At 61.9% G+C, this 21,261-nt stretch carries 16 protein-coding genes; 4 read left to right on the top strand and 12 right to left on the bottom strand.

Annotated elements, in window-relative coordinates; genetic code table 11:
* Positions 1–93 precede the first annotated feature (93 nt).
* From RGM2987_RS04015 to RGM2987_RS04005, 3 genes are all read right to left on the bottom strand, one after another.
* Positions 94–987 carry an NAD-dependent epimerase/dehydratase family protein gene (locus RGM2987_RS04015; RefSeq protein WP_245138820.1) on the bottom strand — a complete coding sequence of 298 codons (894 nt, stop codon included), beginning with the start codon at positions 985–987 and terminating at the stop codon, positions 94–96.
* A 102-nt stretch (positions 988–1,089) separates the two neighbouring features.
* A complete protein-coding gene (locus RGM2987_RS04010; protein WP_245138819.1) occupies positions 1,090–2,001 on the bottom strand; it encodes a LysR family transcriptional regulator in 912 nt (303 codons plus the stop codon).
* A 208-nt stretch (positions 2,002–2,209) separates the two neighbouring features.
* A complete protein-coding gene (locus tag RGM2987_RS04005; RefSeq protein WP_245138818.1) occupies positions 2,210–2,800 on the bottom strand; it encodes an NAD(P)H-dependent oxidoreductase in 591 nt (196 codons plus the stop codon).
* A gap of 194 nt (positions 2,801–2,994) precedes the next feature.
* Between RGM2987_RS04005 and RGM2987_RS04000 the strand changes: the two genes are divergently transcribed.
* Entirely contained in the window at positions 2,995–3,309 is a 315-nt protein-coding gene (locus RGM2987_RS04000) for a putative quinol monooxygenase (protein WP_245138817.1), read from the top strand.
* Here the strand turns inward: RGM2987_RS04000 and RGM2987_RS03995 are convergent.
* Positions 3,299–4,063: a sulfite exporter TauE/SafE family protein gene (locus tag RGM2987_RS03995; RefSeq protein WP_245138816.1), complete on the bottom strand. Its 765-nt coding sequence runs from the start codon at positions 4,061–4,063 to the stop codon at positions 3,299–3,301. The two genes, RGM2987_RS04000 and RGM2987_RS03995, sit on opposite strands and share 11 nt — an antisense overlap.
* Positions 4,064–4,279: 216 nt before the next feature.
* Between RGM2987_RS03995 and RGM2987_RS03990 the strand changes: the two genes are divergently transcribed.
* Both RGM2987_RS03990 and RGM2987_RS03985 read left to right on the top strand, forming a co-directional pair.
* The gene (locus RGM2987_RS03990) at positions 4,280–5,161 is read left to right on the top strand and encodes a LysR substrate-binding domain-containing protein (RefSeq protein ID WP_245138815.1); all 882 of its coding nucleotides are present in this window, start codon (positions 4,280–4,282) and stop codon (positions 5,159–5,161) included.
* Positions 5,162–5,261: 100 nt separating this feature from the next.
* Entirely contained in the window at positions 5,262–5,606 is a 345-nt protein-coding gene (locus RGM2987_RS03985; RefSeq protein ID WP_039592382.1) for a cupin domain-containing protein, read from the top strand.
* A gap of 210 nt (positions 5,607–5,816) precedes the next feature.
* On the opposite strand, the gene mmsB is transcribed toward RGM2987_RS03985, so the two are convergent.
* Both mmsB and RGM2987_RS03975 read right to left on the bottom strand, forming a co-directional pair.
* Positions 5,817–6,704 (bottom strand): 3-hydroxyisobutyrate dehydrogenase, encoded by an 888-nt coding sequence (mmsB, locus tag RGM2987_RS03980; protein ID WP_245138814.1) that lies wholly within the window; start codon positions 6,702–6,704, stop codon positions 5,817–5,819.
* Positions 6,705–6,714: 10 nt separating this feature from the next.
* Entirely contained in the window at positions 6,715–8,241 is a 1,527-nt protein-coding gene (locus tag RGM2987_RS03975) for a CoA-acylating methylmalonate-semialdehyde dehydrogenase (RefSeq protein WP_245138813.1), read from the bottom strand.
* Positions 8,242–8,379: 138 nt separating this feature from the next.
* Between RGM2987_RS03975 and RGM2987_RS03970 the strand changes: the two genes are divergently transcribed.
* A complete protein-coding gene (locus RGM2987_RS03970) occupies positions 8,380–9,327 on the top strand; it encodes a LysR family transcriptional regulator (protein ID WP_245138812.1) in 948 nt (315 codons plus the stop codon).
* On the opposite strand, the gene RGM2987_RS03965 is transcribed toward RGM2987_RS03970, so the two are convergent.
* The 6 genes from RGM2987_RS03965 to recC all read right to left on the bottom strand — a co-directional run bounded on the left by RGM2987_RS03965 (position 9,324) and on the right by recC (position 21,033).
* Positions 9,324–9,779, bottom strand: a complete 456-nt coding sequence (locus RGM2987_RS03965) for an OmpA family protein (protein ID WP_245138821.1) — start codon at positions 9,777–9,779, stop codon at positions 9,324–9,326. The genes RGM2987_RS03970 and RGM2987_RS03965 overlap by 4 nt on opposite strands.
* 54 nt (positions 9,780–9,833) lie before the next feature.
* On the bottom strand, positions 9,834–11,102 hold the full coding sequence (locus RGM2987_RS03960) for a diguanylate cyclase (RefSeq protein ID WP_245138811.1): 1,269 nt from the start codon (positions 11,100–11,102) through the stop codon (positions 9,834–9,836).
* Complete coding sequence (locus tag RGM2987_RS03955) at positions 11,099–11,671, bottom strand: YfiR family protein (RefSeq protein WP_245138810.1); 573 nt, start codon at positions 11,669–11,671, stop codon at positions 11,099–11,101. Before RGM2987_RS03955 ends, RGM2987_RS03960 begins: the two co-directional genes overlap by 4 nt.
* A 133-nt stretch (positions 11,672–11,804) precedes the next feature.
* A complete protein-coding gene (gene recD / locus RGM2987_RS03950) occupies positions 11,805–13,898 on the bottom strand; it encodes an exodeoxyribonuclease V subunit alpha (protein WP_245138809.1) in 2,094 nt (697 codons plus the stop codon).
* A complete protein-coding gene (gene recB / locus RGM2987_RS03945) occupies positions 13,895–17,584 on the bottom strand; it encodes an exodeoxyribonuclease V subunit beta (protein WP_245138808.1) in 3,690 nt (1,229 codons plus the stop codon). Before recB ends, recD begins: the two co-directional genes overlap by 4 nt.
* Positions 17,581–21,033 carry an exodeoxyribonuclease V subunit gamma gene (gene recC / locus RGM2987_RS03940; RefSeq protein ID WP_245138807.1) on the bottom strand — a complete coding sequence of 1,151 codons (3,453 nt, stop codon included), beginning with the start codon at positions 21,031–21,033 and terminating at the stop codon, positions 17,581–17,583. The genes recB and recC overlap by 4 nt, the downstream gene beginning before the upstream one ends.
* Between the last annotated feature and the right edge of the window lie 228 nt (positions 21,034–21,261).

Below are 21,261 nucleotides of genomic sequence, written 5' to 3'. Positions count from 1 at the left end.
AGCAGTGTCAGTGACGAATCGGGGTCTGACAAACCGCTTTCGCGAGCAAGCCCGCTCCCACAGGGGGTTGCGGTGGGCAAGGGGTTTTTACCCTCACACCATCTCGTGAAGAATCCATTCCACCACCGAGGTCCGCTTCGGCGCCCAGCCCAGCAGTTCACGGGCGTTCTGGCCCCGTACCCGACTGTTGGAGCCCAGGCCGTAGTTGGCCATCTCATAACCCCATTCGGCTTCGGCATCGGCCAGCGGCCAGTCCTGGGGTTGACCCAGGTTCAGCGCCTGGGCCATGGCGGTGGTCATGTCGATGAACGAGGCTTCGCCACTTTCGACAAAGTAGAATGTGCCCGGCACATTGCGGGTCAGGGCCAGGGAATACAGCTGGACCACATCCTCGATGTGCACGTTGGACCAGATGTTCTGCCCCGGCCCGACATGCCGCACCACCGCGCTCTTACGCGCCTGCTTGAGCAAGCGCGGCAGTTGCACGCTGTCACGCTTGACGCCCAGGCTGTGGCCGTAGATCAAGGTGTTACAGATCACCGCCGAATTCACGCCATGTTTTGCCGCCTCCAGGATCAGGTTGTCGATCGCGACCCGGGCAGCCTTGTCGGCAGTGGGTTGTGGCAGGTTGTCTTCCTGGTAGATGTCATCGCTGGTTCGACCGCCGCAAGCATCGCCAACGATGCTCGAACCGCTGGTGTGCAACAGCACCTTGTTCGAACCCTTGAGTGCCTCGACCAGGGCTTCGGCGGCGCCGCGGTGATCGCTGCTGGCCGCATTGATGACCGCATCGGCGGCACGCGCCTGTTCGCCCAACAGTGCGCCGTCTTCAAGGGTGCCGATGACCGGTCGGATGCCCAGCGCGGTCAGCTCGTTCGCCTGTTCGGCGCTGCGCACCAGACCGCTAACCTGATGCCCGGCTCGCACCAACCCGGTGGCGATGGAACCGCCAATGAAACCGGCGGCACCTGTGATGAATACGTTCATGTGAAACTCCTTGGCTGAATCAGTGATGGGAGGAGTATCGAGGACCGATCCCTGACGAAACAGGCCGCCTTGCCCAAATCACTCTTGCCGCAGAATCACGAATCAGCCCTTGAATTCCCGCGATGCGTACTCGGCCAGTTTGCCTTGGATAAAGTCCAGGAAGCACTGGATGCGCAAGGCCAGTTGGGAGTTTCGGTAGTACACCGCGTTGATCGGCTGGCGGTATCCGCTGTTGGCATCCGCCAGCAACACCTTCAGCCGCCCGGCCTGGATGTCATCGCGGGTCATGAAGTCCGACAGGCAGGCAATGCCCTGCCCTTGCAGCGCCAGGTGGCGCACGGTTTCGCCGCTGGAAGCGCTGATGGCCGGCTGGATCGGCCAGCGATCACCATGAACATGACGCAGGGGCCATTGGTTGAGGCCGTCATTCTGGGCGAAACCCAGCAACGCATGATCCGCCAGCTCGGCAACCGTCGAAGGTGTGCCGTGTTGCTTCAGATACTCGGGGCTCGCCAGGATATGCAATGGACTGCAACCCAATGACCGGGCATGCAGTGTCGAGTCGGTGAGGGTGCCGATGCGAATGGCGACGTCGGTGCTTTGCTCCAGCAGATCGATGATCAGGTCGTTGCTGTTGAGTTCGAGCTGGATGTCCGGATAAAGCCTGCGGAACTCTTCGATGTGCGGAACGATGGCGTGCAGCATGAAGGGCGAGGCCGCGTTGATCCGCAGGCGTCCGGCGGGGTGTTTCTGGCGCGACGACAGACGCTCTTCCAACTGATCCATCTGATCGAGGATGCCCTTGGCCTGCTCGAAGAAGAACTTGCCCTCCTCGGTCAAATCCATGCGCCGAGTGGTGCGGTTGATCAGCGTGGTATCGAGCTTGGCCTCCAGGCGTGACAACGTGCGGCTGACCGCCGACGGCGTCTGCCCGACCAGCTCGGCGGCGGCGGAAATCGACCCGCACTCGATTACGCAGACGAAAATCTGCAATTCGTCGGATCTGGCTTTCACAGCTGTCCTCTCATCAAACGCACAACGGGAGCGAGGCAGCCTTTGTGGCGAGGGAGCTTGCTCCCGCTGGACTGCGTAGCAGGCCCGAAAAAGCGGCCGCTGCGCGCTGGGGCGCCAGCCCGGCCGAGCGGGAGCAAGCTCCCTCGCCACAAAAGCGCTCCTGCCCTGGGTGCATCTTTGCCTTCGGGTAAGACCCGATAGTAGCCGGTTACCGCGAAAGGCCGAACACCTCAATCAAATGCTGCTCATACCGCGCCACATCCGCCTCGATATTCGGACGCTTCATCACGTCCACGCAAAGAAAGGTCGGCAGACCGGTCATGCCCAGGAACTGGTTAGCCTTGTGGAACGGAAAATACACCGCGTCCACGCCCTTGGCTTCGAAGAAATCGGTCGGGTCGTCGAAGGCTTGCTGCGGGGCGTTCCAGGTCAGGGACAACATGTATTGCTTGCCTTGCACCAAACCGCCGCTGCCATATTTCTGCGACGCATCGGAACGCGTGCGGCCATCGCTGGCATAGAGGCTGCCATGGCCCTCGGTGAAGACTTCGTCGATGTACTTTTTCACGGTCCACGGCGCGCCCATCCACCAGCCCGGCATTTGGTAAATGATCACGTCGGCCCAGAGGAATTTGGCGACCTCTTCCTTGATGTCGTAGCCGCCGTCGATGAAAGTGGTTTTCACGTCGAGACCGCCGCGATCCAGCACGCTGACGGCGGTGTCGTGCAGCGTTGCGTTGTAGCGACCGTCGGAGTGGGCGAATTGTTTGCCGCCGTTGAGTAACAGGACTTTTTTCATCGAATGCCTCATCAGTTCCACGGTGGGCCGTTGGCCTGTCACCGAATGGAAGGTTGAAAATGATGGCGGCAGGATATCGATCGGCCTCACGCGGAATAACCATCGAAAGGGCAAAACTGTTTTGATCCATACGCACGAATGGACACCTTATTCTTGCCATAGAATTCAATGCCTTTCATTCAAGGATCAATTCGATGAGCGATCTGCACGGTTTCATCCTCCACGCCAAGACCCGCCCGGAAAAAGCCGAAGCCTTCGAAGCGCTGTTCCGCGCCTACGTCGAACCGAGCCGCGCCGAACCCGGCTGCATTGAGTACCACATGCTGCGGGACCAACAGGACCCGACGCTGTTCATCTTCTACGAGATCTGGGCGTCCCAGGCGCACCTGGACGTGCACTCGAACCTGCCGCACATGAAGCAGTTCTTCGAGCAGCGCATGGATTATCTGGAGCGCGACTTCGAAATCCGCCGGGTCGACATGCTCAGCCCGTCCTCGGCTAGCCGCTGATCAGCAGGTGGCCGCCGAGCATGCCCAGGCCCACAAAAAATACCCGCTTGAATAACACGGTGCTGATCCGCTGACGCAGCCACTGCCCCAGCCACATCCCCGCCAGGGCCGGTAGCAACGCCAGCAACGAAGCACCCAGTTCACCACCGCCCAGGGCGCCGCGCCACAGCAGGCCGGCGGCCAGGGCGAGCGTCGAAACGGTGAACGACAGCCCCAGGGCTTGCACCAGCTCGTCCTTGCTCAAGCCCAACGCTTGCAGATAAGGCACCGCCGGAATGACGAACACGCCGGTGGCGGAGGTGATGATGCCGGTGAGCACGCCGCAGAGCGGGGCCAGCCACCGCTCGGCCCGTGACGCGACCCGCAGCGTTGGCAGGCACAACCCGCTCAGCGCATACAGCAACAGCGCCCCGCCCAGGGCCCGCACCACCCAGGCGCCTCCCGTCATGCCGAGCCACAGCGCACCGAAGCCGGTGCCGACGAAAATCGCCAACAGCAGCGGCCACAGTCGTCGGATCAAGGTTTGCAGATGACCACCGAAGGCCAGTTGCCAGAGGTTGGTCAGGGTGGCCGGAATAATGAGCAACGCCGCAGCCTGCGTCGGTGCCATAGCCAGCCCGAGCAACCCCATGGAAATCGTCGGCAAGCCGAGGCCGATCACCCCCTTGATCGTACCGGCGAGCAGGAAAGTGCCGATGACCAGCAGGGAAAGTGCCAGACCGAGGTTTTGGTAGAAAGCGATGAGTGTGTCCATGGGGCTATGGTGCGCCTTGGCGGGCGGATTTTAAATCTGGCATATACTGAGGGTGCCTCTCATCCAGCAAGAGGCTGTAAGTTTTGTTGATGCTACTGGCGCCTTCGCGAGCAAGCCCGCTCCCACAGGGGAATGCATTTCAAATGTGGGAGCGGGCTTGCTCGCGAAGGCGATGCATCTACAAAACACAAAACCCGGCACAGGATCACATCCCCCATGCACTTCGACCTCACCGACCTGCGCCTCTTCCTGAACATCCTCGACACCGGCAACATCACCGCCGGTGCCGTTCGCAGCCATTTGTCCCTGCCTGCGGCCAGTGCCCGGGTCCGCGCCCTGGAGGCATCCCTGGGCGTCGGCCTGCTCGAACGCGGTCGGCGCGGCGTCACCCCCACGCCGGCGGGCAAGGCCCTGGCGCAACATGCCCGGGTTTTGCTGCAACACGCCGAACACTTGCAGCAGGACCTGGCCGAATACGCCCAAGGCGTCAAAGGCCGGGTCCGGCTGCTGTGCAACACCAGCGCCATGACCGAGTACCTGCCCGAACTGCTGGCCGGATTCCTCAAGGGTCAGCCGAATCTGGATATCGATCTGCAAGAGTTGCCCAGCGCACGGATCACCCATGCGCTGCGCCAGGGTGCGGCAGACCTGGGGATCGTTTCCGACGCAGTCGATAGGGCGGGTCTTCAGACCTGGCCGTTTCGCGATGATCCACTGGTATTGATCCTACCCAGCGGTCACCCCTTGGCTGACGGTCACACGCCAAGCTTCAGCGAGACCCTGGGTTACGACTATGTCGGCCTGGATGCCTCCAGCGCCTTGGCCATCTACCTCGAGGAACAGGCGCTGCACACCGGGATGCGCATGCAGATCCGCATCCGCGCCGACGGCTTCGACGGGATGATCCGCATGGTTGCCCACGGCGCCGGCATCGCCATCGTGCCGAAGGCCGCCATCGACCGTCGACCGCCTGAGCCGTCGTATCAAGCCATTCCGTTGCAGGAGGCCTGGGCGCATCGGGCGCTGTTGCTCTGCGCCCGCAACTTCGAAGGCCTGCCGGCCTATGCCAAGGCGCTGGCCCGGCATCTGGCGGACTGATGCGCGCTCCTGGGCAAGCCGATGTCGAGCACAGACACTCCCCGCACGCACTGGCGCGTTAGGGTGCCTGCTCTCTTCTGCCCGCATTTTCGGAGCCCCCATGACCGCACCCATCACTGTCCTGCGCGATACCCATCCGTTGCCCGTACTCGACGCCTGCAAATGGGAAAAACTCGAGGGCGACCCACACACCGTCAACCTCAACGCCTACACCAGCGAAGACGGCAGCAAGATCATGGGCACCTGGATCTGCACCCCTGGCAAATGGCGGGTGGATTATGTGAAGTGGGAATACTGCCACTTCCAGGAAGGCTACTGTGTGATCACCCCGGATGGCATGGAACCGATCCACCTGCGGGCCGGTGACATCTTTGTCGTCGAGCCAGGCATGAAAGGCACCTGGGAAGTGGTCGAGACCGTGCGCAAATATTTCGTGTTTGCCTGAGGCAAAAAATCCGAGAGGCCACCCGACATGGGCTCTCGGAAAACAAACCTCAATATGCTTTGCGCGGTCCCTGTGGCGAGGGAGCTTGCTCCCGCTCGGCCGGGCTGGCGCACCAGGGCGCAGCAACCGCATTTTCAAGAGGCGCCTCGCACCTCAGCGGGAGCAAGCTCCCTCGCCACAAAGGCTCCTCGGCACAGTCCAGGACGATCCTTACTGCGGCTTGCGATAGCTGTTAACAATCGCCGAAAAATCCTTGCCGCCCTCGCCCCGCAGGCTCATTGCCTGATACAACTGCTGCGCCACCGCCCCGAGCACCACCGGCTGACGAGCCTGCCGCGCAGCTTCGGTCGCCAGACCCAGGTCCTTGAGCATCAGGTCGGCGCCAAAGCCACCGGTGTAGCCACGGGACGCCGGCGCTGTCTCGATCACGCCCGGCCAGGGGTTGTAGGTGTCCGAGCTCCAGCAGCGCCCCGTCGAACTGTTGATGATCCCGGCCAATACCTGGGTGTCGATGCCCAACGCATCGCCAAGGGCCATGGCCTCGCTGACGCCGACCATGGAAATCCCCAGCAGCAGGTTGTTGCAGATCTTGGCGATCTGCCCGGTGCCGACATCACCACAATGCACGATATTGCGGCCCATTTGCGCCAGCACCGGTTGCAAGGTGGCGAACAGCTCAGCCGTGGCGCCGACCATGAAAGTCAACGTACCGGCCGCCGCGCCGCCGGTGCCACCCGAGACCGGCGCATCGGCCATCGCCACGCCTTGCCTGGCGGCGGCAGCGGCGACCTCGCGGGCGGTCTGTGGGTCGATGGTGCTGCAATCCACGGCCGGCGTGCCGGCGGCGATCCCTGCCAGCACGCCGTCTTCACCCAGCCAGACACTGCGCACATGGGCAGCGGCCGGCAGCATGGTGATCACCAGCGCAGCGCCCTGGGCCGCGTCGCGAGGCGAGGCACTGACAGTGCCGCCCAGCGCCGCCAGTTCGGCCAGTACCGCCTGGTTCAGGTCGAACAGGTTCAGCGAATGGCCAGCCTTGAGCAGGTTGCGCGCCATGGGGGCGCCCATGTTGCCAAGGCCGATAAATGCGATGTTCATGTCCGGCTCCTTAACGCAAATTGATGGTGGTGTTCACGCCGTCATTGACGCTGTTGTCATCGAACCAGCGCGCGGTAACGGTCTTGGTCTGAGTGTAGAACTGCACCACTTGTTTGCCGTAAGGGCCGAGGTCGCCGAGTTTCGAACCGCGCGAACCGGTGAAGCTGAAGAATGGCACCGGCACCGGGATCGGAATGTTGATTCCCACCTGGCCGACGTCGATTTCGCTCTGGAACTTGCGCGCCGCCGCACCGCTCTGGGTGAAGAGGCCCGTGCCGTTGCCGAACGGATTGGCGTTGACCACGGCGATGGCCTCATCCAGGGTGTCGACTTCCAGCACCACCAGCACCGGGCCGAAGATCTCTTCGGTGTAGATGCGCATGTCGGTGGTGACCCCGGAAAACAGGGTCGGGCCGACAAAGTTGCCTTGCTCATAGCCCGGCACGCTGACGCCACGACCATCGAGCTCCAGCTTCGCCCCTTCCTTGACGCCGCTCTCGATCAACTCAAGGATCCGCGCCTTGGCCCGCTTGGAAATCACCGGCCCGACGTCAGTGCCCGGCTCGCTGCCGGCATTGACCTTGAGCTTCTGCGCCAGGGCCTTGAGCTCCGGCAACCATTGCTTGGCCGCGCCCACCATCACCACCACCGAGGTGGCCATGCAACGCTGGCCCGCCGCACCGAAACCGGCGCCGACCAAGGCATTGAGGGTCTGCTCACGGTTGGCATCGGGCAACACCACCGCGTGGTTCTTGGCGCCCATCATCGACTGCACGCGCTTGCCATGGCGTCCTGCCAGGTCATACACATGGGTGCCGACCGCGGTCGAACCGACGAAGGACACCGCCTTGATGTCCTTGTGGGTGCACAGCGCGTCCACCACGTCCTTGCCGCCATGCACCACATTGAGCACGCCCGCCGGCACGCCGGCCTCGACCGCCAGCTCCACCAGCAGCATGGTCGACAGCGGGTCCTGCTCCGAAGGCTTGAGCACGAAGGTATTGCCGCACGCGATGGCCATCGGGAACATCCACAGCGGAATCATCGCCGGGAAGTTGAACGGCGTGATGCCTGCACACACGCCGATCGGCTGGCGCAATGTGTAGGTGTCCACGCCTCCGGCAACGTTCTCGGCGAACTCACCCATTTGCAGGGTGCCGATGGAACAGGCATGTTCGACCACCTCCAGGCCTCGGAAAATATCACCTTCGGCATCGGCGATGGTCTTGCCCTGCTCGGCGCTCAGCACTGTGGCGATACGTTTGGAATGCTCGCGAATCAGCGCCTGGAGCTTGAGCATGATGCGCATCCGCGCGCCGATGGGCGTCAGCTTCCAGGTCTGGAAGGCTCGCTGGGCAGCGGCGATGGCGGCATCGACTTCCGATGCGGTGGCAAACGGGACTTTCGCCAGCACCTGTTGGGTGGCGGGGTTGACGATGTCATGCCATTCGCTGGACTGGGATTGAACCCACTCGCCATCGATCAACAGTTTGACGGTGTGCAGGGCAGTGTCGTTGGGTGTAAGGGAAACATTCATGCTGGCCTCCGGGATTGTTCTTATAGAGAGCGCTGGTTCAGCCGAGACCAAGGTGCACAGACACCTTGGCGATGAGGCGATTTTTGGAGTATAGATGTGCAAACTTCCAATAAGAACGCACATAAAAGCCGGTCCATCATGCAAAAAAACATCACCTCTCTGGGTTCGTTGAATTGGGATGACCTGAAGTTTTTCCTCGAAGTGGCCCGCACTCGCAAAGCCAGTACGGCGGCCAAGCGCCTGGCTGTCGACTACACCACGGTGTCGCGCCGCATCAGCTCGCTGGAAGCTTCATTGGGCACGCTGCTGTTCGAAAAATCCCGGACCAATGGCTTCGTCCTCACGGCCGAAGGCCAGCGCCTGCTGGGTTACGCCGAGTCGATCGAAAGCACCCTGCACATGGCCTGCGAGCAGGTTTCAGGCTCGGGCGTCGCCTTGTCCGGCCACGTGCGCATGGGTTGCACCGAAGGTTTCGGCAGCTTTTTCATCACCCCGCAATTGAGCCGCTTCGTCGATGACTACCCGGCCATCTCGGTGGACATCCTGCCGTTGCCGCACTTCATCAGCCTGTCCAAGCGCGAAGCCGACATCGTCATCGCCCTCGAACGTCCCGAACATGGACCCTATGTCTGCTGCAAACTGTGCGACTACCGGTTGCAGCTCTACGCCACCCAGCAATACCTGGACAGCCACCCACCGATCCAGCGCCCGGCAGATCTTGGCAAGCACTCGTTCATCAGTTACGTGGACGACCTGGCGTTCAGTTCGGAGCTGCTCTACCTGGCCAACGTCCTGCCCGGCGCCAGCGCCCATTTGCGCAGCACCAGCGTGATTGCACAATTCGTGGCGGCCCAGCAGGGCCGGTCGCTGGCGATCCTGCCGTGCTTCCTCGCCGCCCAGGACCCACGCCTGTTGCCTGTGCTGCCAGAGGAAATCACCGTCACCCGGCAGTTCTGGATGTACTGCCGGGAGGACCTGCGCAAGCTCAAGCGGATCACGTTGCTGTGGGATTACATCAGGGAGGTGACTGAGCAGAACCAGCCGTTGTTGATGGGCGAAAGCCGGGAGATCGTGTTCGCCGACTAGTCGGCGATGACCACGATGGCCACGCGGCGGTTTTCGGTGCGTCCGCTGGCCGTGTCGTTGGAGGCCACCGGTTTGCTGCTGCCAAGGCCGCGCAGTTGGATGTTCTCTTCGCGCATCCCCACGCCTGTCAGCACCTTGCCCACGCTGTTGGCACGGCGTATCGACAGTTGCTCGTTATAAGCCTGGGAGCCGGAGGCATCTGTATGCCCATCGACGCGTACCCGTTCGATTCCAGCCAGCAGCAAGGTCTTGCCGATTCGCTCCACTATCTCGGTGCTGGCCGTGTTGAGGCTTTCCACATCGCTACCAAACAGCACCTTGCCCGACAGGCCAAAGGCCCAGCCTTCGTCGGTCAATGTGAAACCCTGCTCCTTGAGTAGCGCAATCTGTGCCGGGGTCAGGCCTTTGGGTGGCGGGGCGGTCTGGCAGCCGGCCAGTGCGACGATGGCCATGAACAAAAACACGACGAACCGGTGCAGGCTGGGTCGATGAAATGAACGCACGAATTAGCTCCTGGTTTGAAGATCAGCGACAGGGTTATCCGACCCCGCCGTGTGTTGGCCGCCTCGGGCGAGGCGCTTGGCCTGGTACATCGCCGCGTCGGCGGCATTGAGCAAAGTGCCGGGGGTGGCGCCATCATCGGGGTAAACGGCAATGCCGATACTGAGGGAGGTCAGCACCGAGGCATTGCCGGGCAACTGGATCGGCATTTCCATGCTGGCGATGATCTTTTCAGCGATCCGCTCGGCATCCTCGGCCTTGTGCAGGGGCGTCAGCAACACGGCGAACTCATCGCCGCCCAAGCGTGCTACCAGATCATCCTCACGCAACTGCGCCCGGACCCGGGTCGCCACTGCTGTGAGCACCGCATCTCCGGCGGCGTGGCCAAAATTGTCGTTGATGCCTTTGAAGCGGTCGCTGTCCAGATAGAGCACGGCGACCTGCTCGTTGAGCTTGCTGGCATTGCGCAAGGCGCGGATCAACCGTCCTTCGAAGAACGCCCGGTTCGGCAACCCCGTCAAGCTGTCGTGGCTGGCCTGGTGGGCGAGGGTTTCGTTCTCGCTTTGCAGGTGCGTCTGCCAGGACTCCAACTCATCGAGCAGTGCATTGAAGTCATTGCCCAGGTTATCCAGCTCGGCGATGGCCGCCGGCGGCACGCGTCGGTCCAGCGCTCGTTCACTGCGCGCGGCGTGCGCCACCTCGGCCAATCGGCGCAACGGCCCGGTGATCGCTCGCAGCTGGCGCCGCGCCAGATAGAGCGCCACCCAGGCACTGACCGCAGTGCACAAGATGATCCCCGCCAGGCCGCTGAGCAAAAAACGCAACAAGCTGCCGCCATGGCCGGCCAATAGAATCCGGCCGACATTCTGCCCTTGATGAACAATCGACAGGCTGATGGGCTTTTCCAGAAAGGCCTTGGCAATGTGCATTTCCAGTTCCGACAACAGACCGGTTTCCGGCCGTTGCCAGCGCGCCAACAGACGCCCATTCCCACTGAACACCTGGGCATCGGCAACTTCTTCGGTAGAGGCAATCAGCGCCAGCGCTTCGGTGGCTGCGGCCGAGTCATCGAAGACCACGGCGGCTTCCACGGTGTAGCTGATCGAACGGGCAATCAGGTGCAGGTTGTGATCGGCATAGACCCGCAGCGCCAGCACCCCGAGCAAGGTCAGGGAAACGCTGGCCATGGTGATCGCCAGCAGGGCGACGATCAGATGACCACGACCGATGACCGATCCCAGGGTGGGACGGACCCGCGGCTTGTCCAGGCTCATGGCGTCGCCGCCCTGCGTCGCGACAGTTGCAGGACGCTCGGATGGATACGCACGCCACTGCGCGCCACCGAGTCGAGGTTGACTTCGAACGACACCTGCTCGTCACCGACCCGCAGGCAGAACAGGCTACCAACGGTGCACTGGTCGCCGCCTTCGCTGATGCTCAACACGGGCTTGCCGATCAGGGAGGTAAACAAGCGGGAACGCTCATCGCTGGTCAGCTTGCCGATGTAGACCGCGTTGCAGGCCGTCGCAATATCCGGATGGTCGATCAGCAAGCGCTGCACGGTAACGGGCCGACCGGTGGCCTGCGTCGTGCCTTTGACCAGGTCGTCGGTGTATTGAGTGGGCCCGACAATGCACAGTTGCAGTTGTGCTGGCTCCACGGGCCAGCGGGCATAACTGAGGATGCCCAGGACCACCTGGGTGACCGCTTCGGCGCGCTGCTCGGCCCGGCTTGATTCGGGCTCCTCGGCCATAACCGCAGGTGGCAACGTACAGAGGAAACCGGCAAGCAGATAACGCCTCCAGCCCCCGCCGCGCACTGCCCCCCGAACAGCCAGCTTCATGGAAATCTCTTGTTTTAAAAAAAGTGCCGGAAAGATAGCACAGCGCCCAAATGCCAGCGAGACACCGTCCTACGGACGTTTCTGACAACTGCGGGTAAAACGCAGGCGGAATAATGTCGCTCCCAAAAGCTGATCAATCGATTACGTTCGCAAGCTCCAGCATCAAACCGCTCAAGCGCTTGACCTTACGCCGGACCGCCTCCTCGAACACGCCCGGGCGCGGCTCTATCAGACTGAACCATTGCTTGCCCCGGGTAATGGCGGTGTAGACCAGCTCCTTGGTCAATACCGGGTTCAACGCATCCGGGAGAATCAACGCCGTATGGGCGAATTCCGAGCCCTGGGATTTGTGTACCGTCATGGCATACACGGTTTCCACATCATTCAAGCGGCTGGGCAGGACAAAGCGCACGCCACCCTGACCATCGTTACGCGGAAAAGCGACCCGCAGCACCTGTTTGCCGGCATCCGGCCCGTCACGCTCGGGCAACTTGAGGGCGATGCCGATATCACCGTTCATCAAGCCCAACCCGTAGTCATTGCGAGTCATCAAGACCGGACGTCCTTCGTACCACTGGTGATCGCTCTCGATCAGGCGGGCCTTGAGCAGCGCGGTGGTGATCCGCTGGTTCAGCCCCTCGACGCCCCACGGCCCCCTGCGTACCGCGCAAAGCAACTGGAACTCGTCGAACGCCGACAGGACTTCGCGCGCCCAATCGACCCAGCAACTGTCTTCCAAGGGCCGGGAACTGGGCGGGCGGCGCTCGCGCAGCAGGTTCAAGTAATGCCGGTAGCCCTGTGGCCCTCCTGGTCGCCCTTCGAGTAACAAACGCTCCAGTGCCCCATCGTGTTCGCCCTTCAACACCAGGCAAAGCAGGTCGGCAAATTGACCTTGCGCCAATAACTGACGGGCCTTTTCCGGCTGTTGCTGGTTGACCCACCGGGCCAACTGACCGATCCCACTGCCCTCGCCGAAACGCCGGGAATGCCTGAGCATCACCACTTGCTGTGCCAGGGGATGGGTACCGTCGAGGTCTTGCTGCAAGTCGGTGGCCGCGAGGTTTTCGCCACTGACCGCCTCAAGCCAGGCCCGGGTCCGGGGGCTGTACCAGCCGTCCTCGGCGTCTCGACACAGATCGCCGAGCACTGCACCGGCTTCTACAGAGGCCAACTGGTCCTTGTCTCCCAGCAACACCAGTCGTGCGTGGGACGGCAGTGCGTCCAGCAGATTGGCCATCATCTCCAGGTCGATCATGGACGCTTCATCGACCACCAGCACATCCAGTGGCAGCCGGTTGCCGCTGTGATGACGAAAATGCCGGGTGCCGGGACGGCTGCCCAGCAGACGGTGGACCGTGGTCACTTCACAGGGAATGCGTTCGCGCACTGACTCGTCCACATCCAGGGTCCTGACCTGCTGGCTGATGGACTCCGTCAGGCGTGCCGCCGCCTTGCCCGTGGGGGCCGCCAGGCGAATCCGCAGCGGTTTTCCGTTCTCGACGGCCGGAGCCTGAAGCAACGCCAGCAGGCGCACCACGGTGGTGGTCTTGCCGGTGCCCGGCCCGCCAGTCACGATGCTGAAAGCCCCTCGGGTCGCCAGCGCACACGCCAGTTTCTGCCAATCCACCGGCCCCGTGGCTCTGGCAGGCCCGAACAACCCGTCCAAGCGCTCACGCAGATCGTCGGGAGCAGCCTCATGGTCCGCCAGCCTCTGGCGCAATGCCTCATCGATCCGCCGCTCATAACCCCAATAGCGGCGCAGATAAAGGCGTTTTCCAGACAGCACCAAAGGACGCTGCCGGGCGTCTTCACTTTCATCGACCGCCAGGGCCACCAAGGGGCTGGCGGCCAGGGCCTTGCACCAGTGAGGGCCGTCCAGCCCAGTCAGGATCTGTGACGGCAACACGCCGGTCTGCAAGTCTCCCTCTGGCGGCAACGACAAGGCGAAGTCCGGTTCCTTGAGGGTTTCGAACAGGTCCAGGCAGACATGGCCGTGGCCCAGCTGATGACTGGTGAATGCTGCCGCGAGCAGGACCAGCGGATCATCGTCGGGCGCCAGCTCATGGAGGAAAGTGACGAATGCCTTGTCCAGGGCACGCAACCAACCGCGTTCGACCCAGCGCGTAAGCAGCAACAGCAGATCATCTGCACGACTCAAGGGCGTCAGGGCGACCTGATTCTCGTCATCGGACGGTTTGGGAAGCAGGTCGGCGAAGGAACGGCTCATAGCAACTCTCCCTGTACCCACGCCGGTTCAGCCTTGGGTTCGGGCGCCCCCTGGAACAGTCGATCCAGTTGTTCGATCAAGGTCCGGGGCGGCTTGACGAAATACACTCCCTGGCTGGCGGAGCGGGTGCCCCGCAGAAACAGATACAACGCGCCGCCGACATGCCGGTCGTAGTCATAGTCGGGCAGGCGCGCCTTGAGCTGGCGATGCAGGGCCAACAGGTACAACACGTATTGCAGGTCGTAGCGATTGTCCAGGATCGATTGTTCCATTGCTTGCGAGGTGTAGGCCATGTCATCGACACCCAGCCAGTTGGACTTGTAATCGGCCACGTAATATCGGCCATCGTGCTCGAACGTCAGGTCGATGAAGCCTTTGAACATGCCATTGAGCAACACCGGTTCGGCGGCGACGCGGGCCACTCCGCCGTGGGTGAACTTGCATACCAGCTGATCAAGCTTCTGCACATCGACCTTGTGGCTGGCGAACCAGAACTCCATCTCGACCTGGAATTGACTCAACTGCGAGAAGACCACAGGTCTATGGCCATTTGCGACCTGCAAGGGCATTTGCACCAGATGTTGGAGCCAGTCGCTCAGTGTGGTGATCCAGCCCTTCCAGCCCCGGCGATTGCAGCGTCGGGCAATGGCATCCTCGATCACTGCCGGTTGCGCTGAAAAGCCCTCTCCGGCAGCCCACTCCAGCAGGCCATGGAGGAACGTGCCGGGATTGGGACCGCGGGGAAAGCGGTGGATGTCGCCGCCCGCCGCGATCACTTCCCTTGGCGCATCCGGGTCAAGTCGTTCATCGTCGAACAATTTCTGCGCTTGTGGATTTTCTGGCGCGGCATCGCTGCCTTCACTCAGGCTCTCGCCAATGCGCAACGCGCTGTAGGAGGCAATCCACCAGTTCTCACTGGCCTTGCGCACGGGCACCAAAGGTTGGAGCAGCACCGCCTCGTTACGTGGGGGCTGATAGCGTTCGTCGGTGGCCTCGGGCACCTCTTGGCAACTCACTGCGGCGTTGCCTTGTTGCAGGTCCTCGAGCCAGCGCCGCAGCGCAACCGATTCGCTCAACGGCGCACCGCCACCCAATAAATACCCCAGCGCGGACAAATGCAGGATCGAGCTATTGTTGTTGCCCCGCTTGAGGTCCGCGACACCCAACCAGCAGGCATGCTGTGCGCGGGTCAGGGCAACGTAGAGCAGTCGCAGATCTTCGGCCAGACGCTCGTCATCGGCCTTGGCGATCAACTCCGCCGTCGGCGTCAGACTGATCTGGGCCTTGTTGGACTCATCGTGGTAATGCAGGGGCAATCGACTGCCATCCACCGGTTTGGTCGAACAGATGAAGGGCAAGAACACCAATGGATACTCAAGCCCCTTGGACTTGTGGATCGTGACCACCTTGACCAGTTGTTCATCGCTTTCCAGCCGCAGGATCTGCTCTTCTCCCGCCGGCCCGGACAAGGCCAGGTGCTCGGACAAATGCCGGATCAGGGCCTGCTCGCCATCCAGCTCGCCGGCGGCCTGTTGCAGCAGTTCGCACAGGTGCAGCAGGTTGGTCAGCACTCGCTCACCATCGCTGCGCGCCATCAACGCCTGGGGCAACTCGAAATCATGCAGCAGACGCCGCAGCATGGGCAGCACCCCCTGGGTGCGCCAGACGGTACGGTAGCCTCGAAATTGCATGACCCGCGATTCCCAGGCCAGCTCATCCTGGTTGAGACGCTCAAGCTCGGTCAGCGGCAGGTTCAAGGTGATGCTGGCCAACGCCGCTCGTAGCGGTCGTTCGACATCCGGCTCGGCGCAAGCCCTGAGCCACGTCAGCAAGTCTCGCGCTTCCTGCGAGGCAAAGACCGAGTCTTTATCCGACAGATAGACACTGCGCACACCCCGGGCGGACAACTGGTCTCGCACGGCCTGCGCCTCCTTGCCGTCGCGCACCAGGATGGCGATATCTGCCGGACGCAGTCCTCTAACGGGTTGCCCATCGACGGTAAAGCCGTCGCGGCCCGACTGGCCACCGTTGAGCAACGCAGTGATCTCGCTGGCGCACGCGGCAGCCAGGTGTTGACGGTACACCGCACCGGAGAGCGGCTGATCCGACGGCAGATGCCAGATGTTCAATGCCGCAACGGCCTGACCGGCGACCTCCAAGGACTCCTTGCGACCCTGGGATTCAACGGACAGGAACGGCACCGGGTTCTCGCCCGACGGCTCACGAAACAGAAATGCCCCGCGTCCCTGCGAGCGGGATTCGGCATTCTGGAAAATATGGTTGACCGCATCGACCATGGCATGGCTGGAGCGGAAGTTGGTTCCCAGTGTATGCAACCTGCCGGCGGTGGCCTCCCGGGCCCGCAGGTAGGTGTAGATGTCGGCACCGCGAAAGGCATAAATCGCCTGCTTCGGATCGCCGATCAGGAACAGTCCCGTCTCCGGATTATTGTCTTCAATCCGGTAGATACTCTCGAAGATCCTATATTGAACCGGGTCGGTATCCTGGAATTCGTCGATCAGCGCCACCGGGAACTGCTCGCGGATCAGGCTTGCCAGACGCTCCCCGCCGTCGGCCTGGAGCGCTGCATCCAGGCGCAGCAGCATGTCGTCAAAACCCATCTCCGCGCGACGACGCTTCTCGGCCTCGAAGCGCGCCCCGACCCATTGCGCGGCATGTTGCAGCACCGCAGCGTGTGGCGTGGGTAGCGCATCCAGGCTGGCCTTGAGACTGGACATGGCATCCAACCCCGGATGGCTGGGCACTTCCCCCTTCCACGCCTCGGCCATGCCCTCGGGGGTCAGCCGGGTAAAGCCGGTGCCGATGTCCAACAGCTCAAGGCTTTCGTCTTCCACCCAAGCCGTGATTTTCTGGAACCATGGCTCGAAGTAACGGGCCTGCATCTTGCGCCCGTCGACGCTCTTGTTGGCGACGCCTTGCTGGCAGATCTCCAATAGCTCCACGGCCCATTGCCGCCAGGGTGCCTTGAGATCGAGCAGCGCGGTACTGCGTTCCTGCAGGGCTGCCGCAATGAGTTCAGCAGGCTCAAGCCCGGCACCGCTGTCGCGCTCACTGTTAAACAGGCCTCTGACTCGCGGCAACAACGCAGCGGGCCCTCCCCAGTGCGTACGCACCCAGTTCAGCGCCTCGCCCTGCATCGAGTAGCAGAACAGCCGCCAATAGTCGCGCAGCACCTCACCGAGCAACTCACTGTGATCGGTTTCCAGGGTCTGGGTAAACAGGCTGCCGCTGTCGAATGCATGTTCGCGCAGCATGCGCTGACACCAACTGTGGATGGTCGAGACGGCCGCTTCATCCATCCACTGCGCGGCGATGTCCAACCGGTTCGCGCAGCCGGGCCATTGCTCGGCGCTAAACTCGTCACGCAACTGGGCGATCAACGAATCCGGAGCGGGAATTTCGTCCCGAAAGAAGCGTGCGGCTTCCGCGAGGCGCGTGCGGATACGTTCACGCAGCTCTTTGGTGGCGGCGTCCGTGAAGGTCACCACCAGGATTTGCGGAGGCAGCAACTCGCGCCCAAACCCGGACGCCGAGCCACCATGCCCCAGCACAAGGCGCAGGTAGAGCGCCGAAATAGTGAAGGTCTTGCCGGTACCGGCGCTGGCTTCGATCAATTGGCTGCCACGTAGCGGAAACGCCAGGGCCAGGGGTGCCTGTCGGCTCATGAGCGCGCCTCCTCATCAGCCGATGAACGCCAAGGGGCTTCAAGCAATGGCCGGTAAAGCGCATCGCACCAATCGGGAAATGTTTCGTCAGCCATCAAGGCATCGAAATCGGCGAACTGCCGGGCAAGGGCCGGACTTTCCCGTCGTTCGCCTTCAGAGTTCTGCCCGTCGCCTTCATAGGCTTTGCGAGCCGCCGCTTCAGCCTTGACCGGCTCAGTCTGACCCAGCCAGGCGAAAGCGGTCTTGACGGCGACCGGTAGCGGCTGGCGCATACCGGCCTGCCAGGCCTGCAACAGATTGCCCAGCAGTTCGCGCGCTACCGGCTCTTCAAAAGGAGCTAGCAGTAGACTGTCATCGCTGGCGACTAGCGCTGTCGTCAATGACAGGCCGTTCGCGCACGCCACGAGATGATTGACCCAGGGCCGTATCAGGCGATGCCATTTTCGACTCCTGGTGGCGCCGATGCTGTTGGGAATGGCGGTGATGGCAAGGGCCGCCCCATCGGAACGCTGGTGCAGGCCGCCGAGCCACCCTTCTACACTTACACCGTGCAATTGCAGGCTGACGGGCACGGCGCTGGTCAATGGGGTCGGCCATAAGGCCAGGAGTTGTTGGTAACGCTGGATCAAGTCCGGCAGCGGCTCGATCAACTCACGCTGCATGTGTTCACCGAAACCGGCCATGGGTAACAGACCGCTGTTCTGCAAGCGCTTGGCATGGGCGGCCAGGGCAAGATCCGGCTGATCCAGACGAACCAGGGCCGCCTCAAGCAAACTGTCGCTCAGGCTGTAGCGTTGCAGGGCGTCGAGCACGAAAGGCTCATCGTCGCCCAAGGGGGCCTCGATAGCCTCGAAGAACACTTTCAGGCGCTGGCTAAAGAAATGGCGAACGGGATTGCGCAGGAAATCCTGCAACTGTCCCAGGCCCAACGGTTCTTCCTGGACATAGGGCTCCAGCAACTGGACGTTAGCGGTGTGATCTTGAGCACTGTGAAGCATTCGCCATTCGCTGGCGTAGCTGAACAGCCCATCGCCTTGATGGAAGTAGCGGGCACTGAACGGTTGCAAGGGGTGCTCCTGGGTCAGCGCCTCTAGAAGATTCTCGCCGCCGTCTGCCAGCCGCCACCCACTGGCAAGATGATCCCGAAGCTGCCCAATCAATACCGACGCAGGTCGATCACTGTTGTCCCGGATACTGCGCCCGACCCAGCTGATATAAAGCTTCTCGCGGGCCGAAAGCAGCGCCTCCAGCAACAGATAACGATCATCCTCACGTCGGGAACGATCGCCTGGCCGATAGTCGGTGCCCATGAGATCGAAATCCAGCGGCGGTTGGGCGCGCGGGTAGTCACCATCATTCATTCCCAGCAGGCACACCAGCTTGAAGGGAATTGCACGCATAGGCATCAAGGTACAGAAATTGACGGCTCCCGCCAGGAAACGCTGGGATAATCGACCCTGGTCCAACCCGGCGAGCCAGGCCTCGCGCACAACCGTCAGCGGCAGCTCATCGTGCAAGCCTACCGACTCACAGGTTTCCAGCCAGGTTTCGCGCAAGTCTTCGAGTTGGGCGAGCAGATAGTCGTCATGCTCGCTGCTCGCCTGGAAGAACAGCTGCATCAGATCGTGTAGACGCGAACCCCATTGTTGCGGTGAGGCAGGTTGGGTGAGCTCCAGATGGGCCACTTCGAGCGCATCCAGCAGAGCCACCAAAGGGCCGATCAACGCCGCATCCAGCCCACCGATTTCGTCGTAGGGCTCGATACCCGCATAAGCGTCCGAACTGCCCACGGCGTACCCCAGCAACATGCGACGCAGACCGAAACGCCAGCTGTTCTGCTCAAGCTCAGCAGGCAATCCGAGCCCGGCACGATGCTCGGCACTCATTCCCCAGCGTATGCCTGCCCCTTCGATCCAGCGATGCAGAGTCGGCAAGTCGGCCTCGTCGATGCCGAATCGCTCACGCAGCGCCGGGACATCCAGCAAATCGAGAATCTCGCTCACCGGGAAGCGACTGTCGGGAAGCTTGAGCAAGTGCTCGACGGCGATCAGCAGCGGATCACGTCCACGCTGGCCCTGGTCGGTCAGGGTAAACGGAATGAAACGGGGGTCTGTGCGATCGAGCTGGCCGAACACCGCACGGATATGCGGCGCATAACTGTCGATGTCCGGGACCATGACGATGATATCCCGAGGACGCAGGGAGGGATCCGCGCTGAAGTGAGCCAGCAACTGATCATGGAGAATCTCCACTTCACGCTGCGCGCTATGGGCGACATGGAAGCGGATGGACCTGTCTCGCGCCGTATCGACGGAAGGCCAATGCTCTCGGGTTTCGTTGAGAGGCCGCAGTTCAAGGATGTCATCCTGCAGCTGACCGAGGATGGTAGTGGGATTCCCTTCGCTGAACAGGTCGATACGGCCATCGCGAAATACCGATCGATAGCTGTTGGGATCATCATAGCTGTCGAGCAGGTTGATATAGTCACGCCCCTGCTTGCCCCAGGCGGCCAGCAACGGATGGGCATGTTGGTGCAGGGTGTGGGAGTCGAGTAATACGGGCATGCCGGTCTTGCGTGCCTGACGCTTGTACTGATGGCGCAGCAGATCCTTGTCGGCAACGATGTCCGCCCAATGGTGGCGACACGGGTTATGAACGCATAGAAGAACCTGGCTGAACCGAGACAGACCGGCCAGCGCCTCGAGTGCCTGGGCGGGTAGCGAAGAAATACCGAACACGATCACCCGCGAGGGCAGGCCCTTCGGAGCAACTTCCAGACTGTTGATACGTTCGAGATAGCGCTGGTGGACGCCCGCACGACTTTGGGCCATGCCTTGTTCTCCCACGTCCAGCAACAAGGCCCGCCATAGTTCGGCTTGCCAGCAGTTTGCTGGTGCGAGCGGCTTGATTTCGCCTCGGACGTTTCTTGTCTGGTGTCGACCTTCCGCCCAGTCTTCCAGCCAGTCGGCCCGGTATACCTGATACTGGTCGAACAGGTCCGCCAGGCGCTCGGACAATTGATAGCGTTTGCGTAGGTCGGTGTCATGGGTAAGGAAGCGTCGCAGTGGCTCGAAATGGGGTTGTTCGATCAACTGTGGCAGCAGGCGCATCAACCTCCAGGTCAGCGGCGCCTTGTCCAGCAGGGACTTGGCTGGGATCTGGTCCCTGCCGAGCACGGACCGATAGAGTTGCCACATGAAGCTGCCCGGCAGTTGCACATCAATGGCCGCTGCGATACCACAACCGCCGGTGTCGTCATCCTCAGGGTCCTCAGCCAGGGCCAGCTTGAGCCATTGGGCGATACCGTTGCTTTGTACCAGCGCGATTTCATTCTCAAGAGGAGCCAGCGGATAGCGCCGCATCAAGCTGATGACCAGACTGCGCAGCTCATCAAGGCGATTCCCATGGACCACCATGAAAGCTGGGTTTAGGGACGTTGCGTCCGGCATGAGGGCTTCCTTGAAAATACAAAAAGCTAGGGCAGAACCTTAGCACTGTCGGGGGGCTGTGGCAGCCGGAAGCTTTCCGAGCGTGTCGTAAGAACTTTCCCGCAGGCAAAACAAAACCCCTACCTGCATCAGCAGATAGGGGTTTCGGAATTTAATCTTGACGATGACCTACTCTCACATGGGGAAACCCCACACTACCATCGGCGATGCATCGTTTCACTTCTGAGT

It is taken from the genome of Pseudomonas sp. RGM2987, assembly GCF_022952855.1.
Lineage (GTDB): Bacteria > Pseudomonadota > Gammaproteobacteria > Pseudomonadales > Pseudomonadaceae > Aquipseudomonas.
This window is presented reverse-complemented; position numbering and strand designations above follow the sequence as displayed.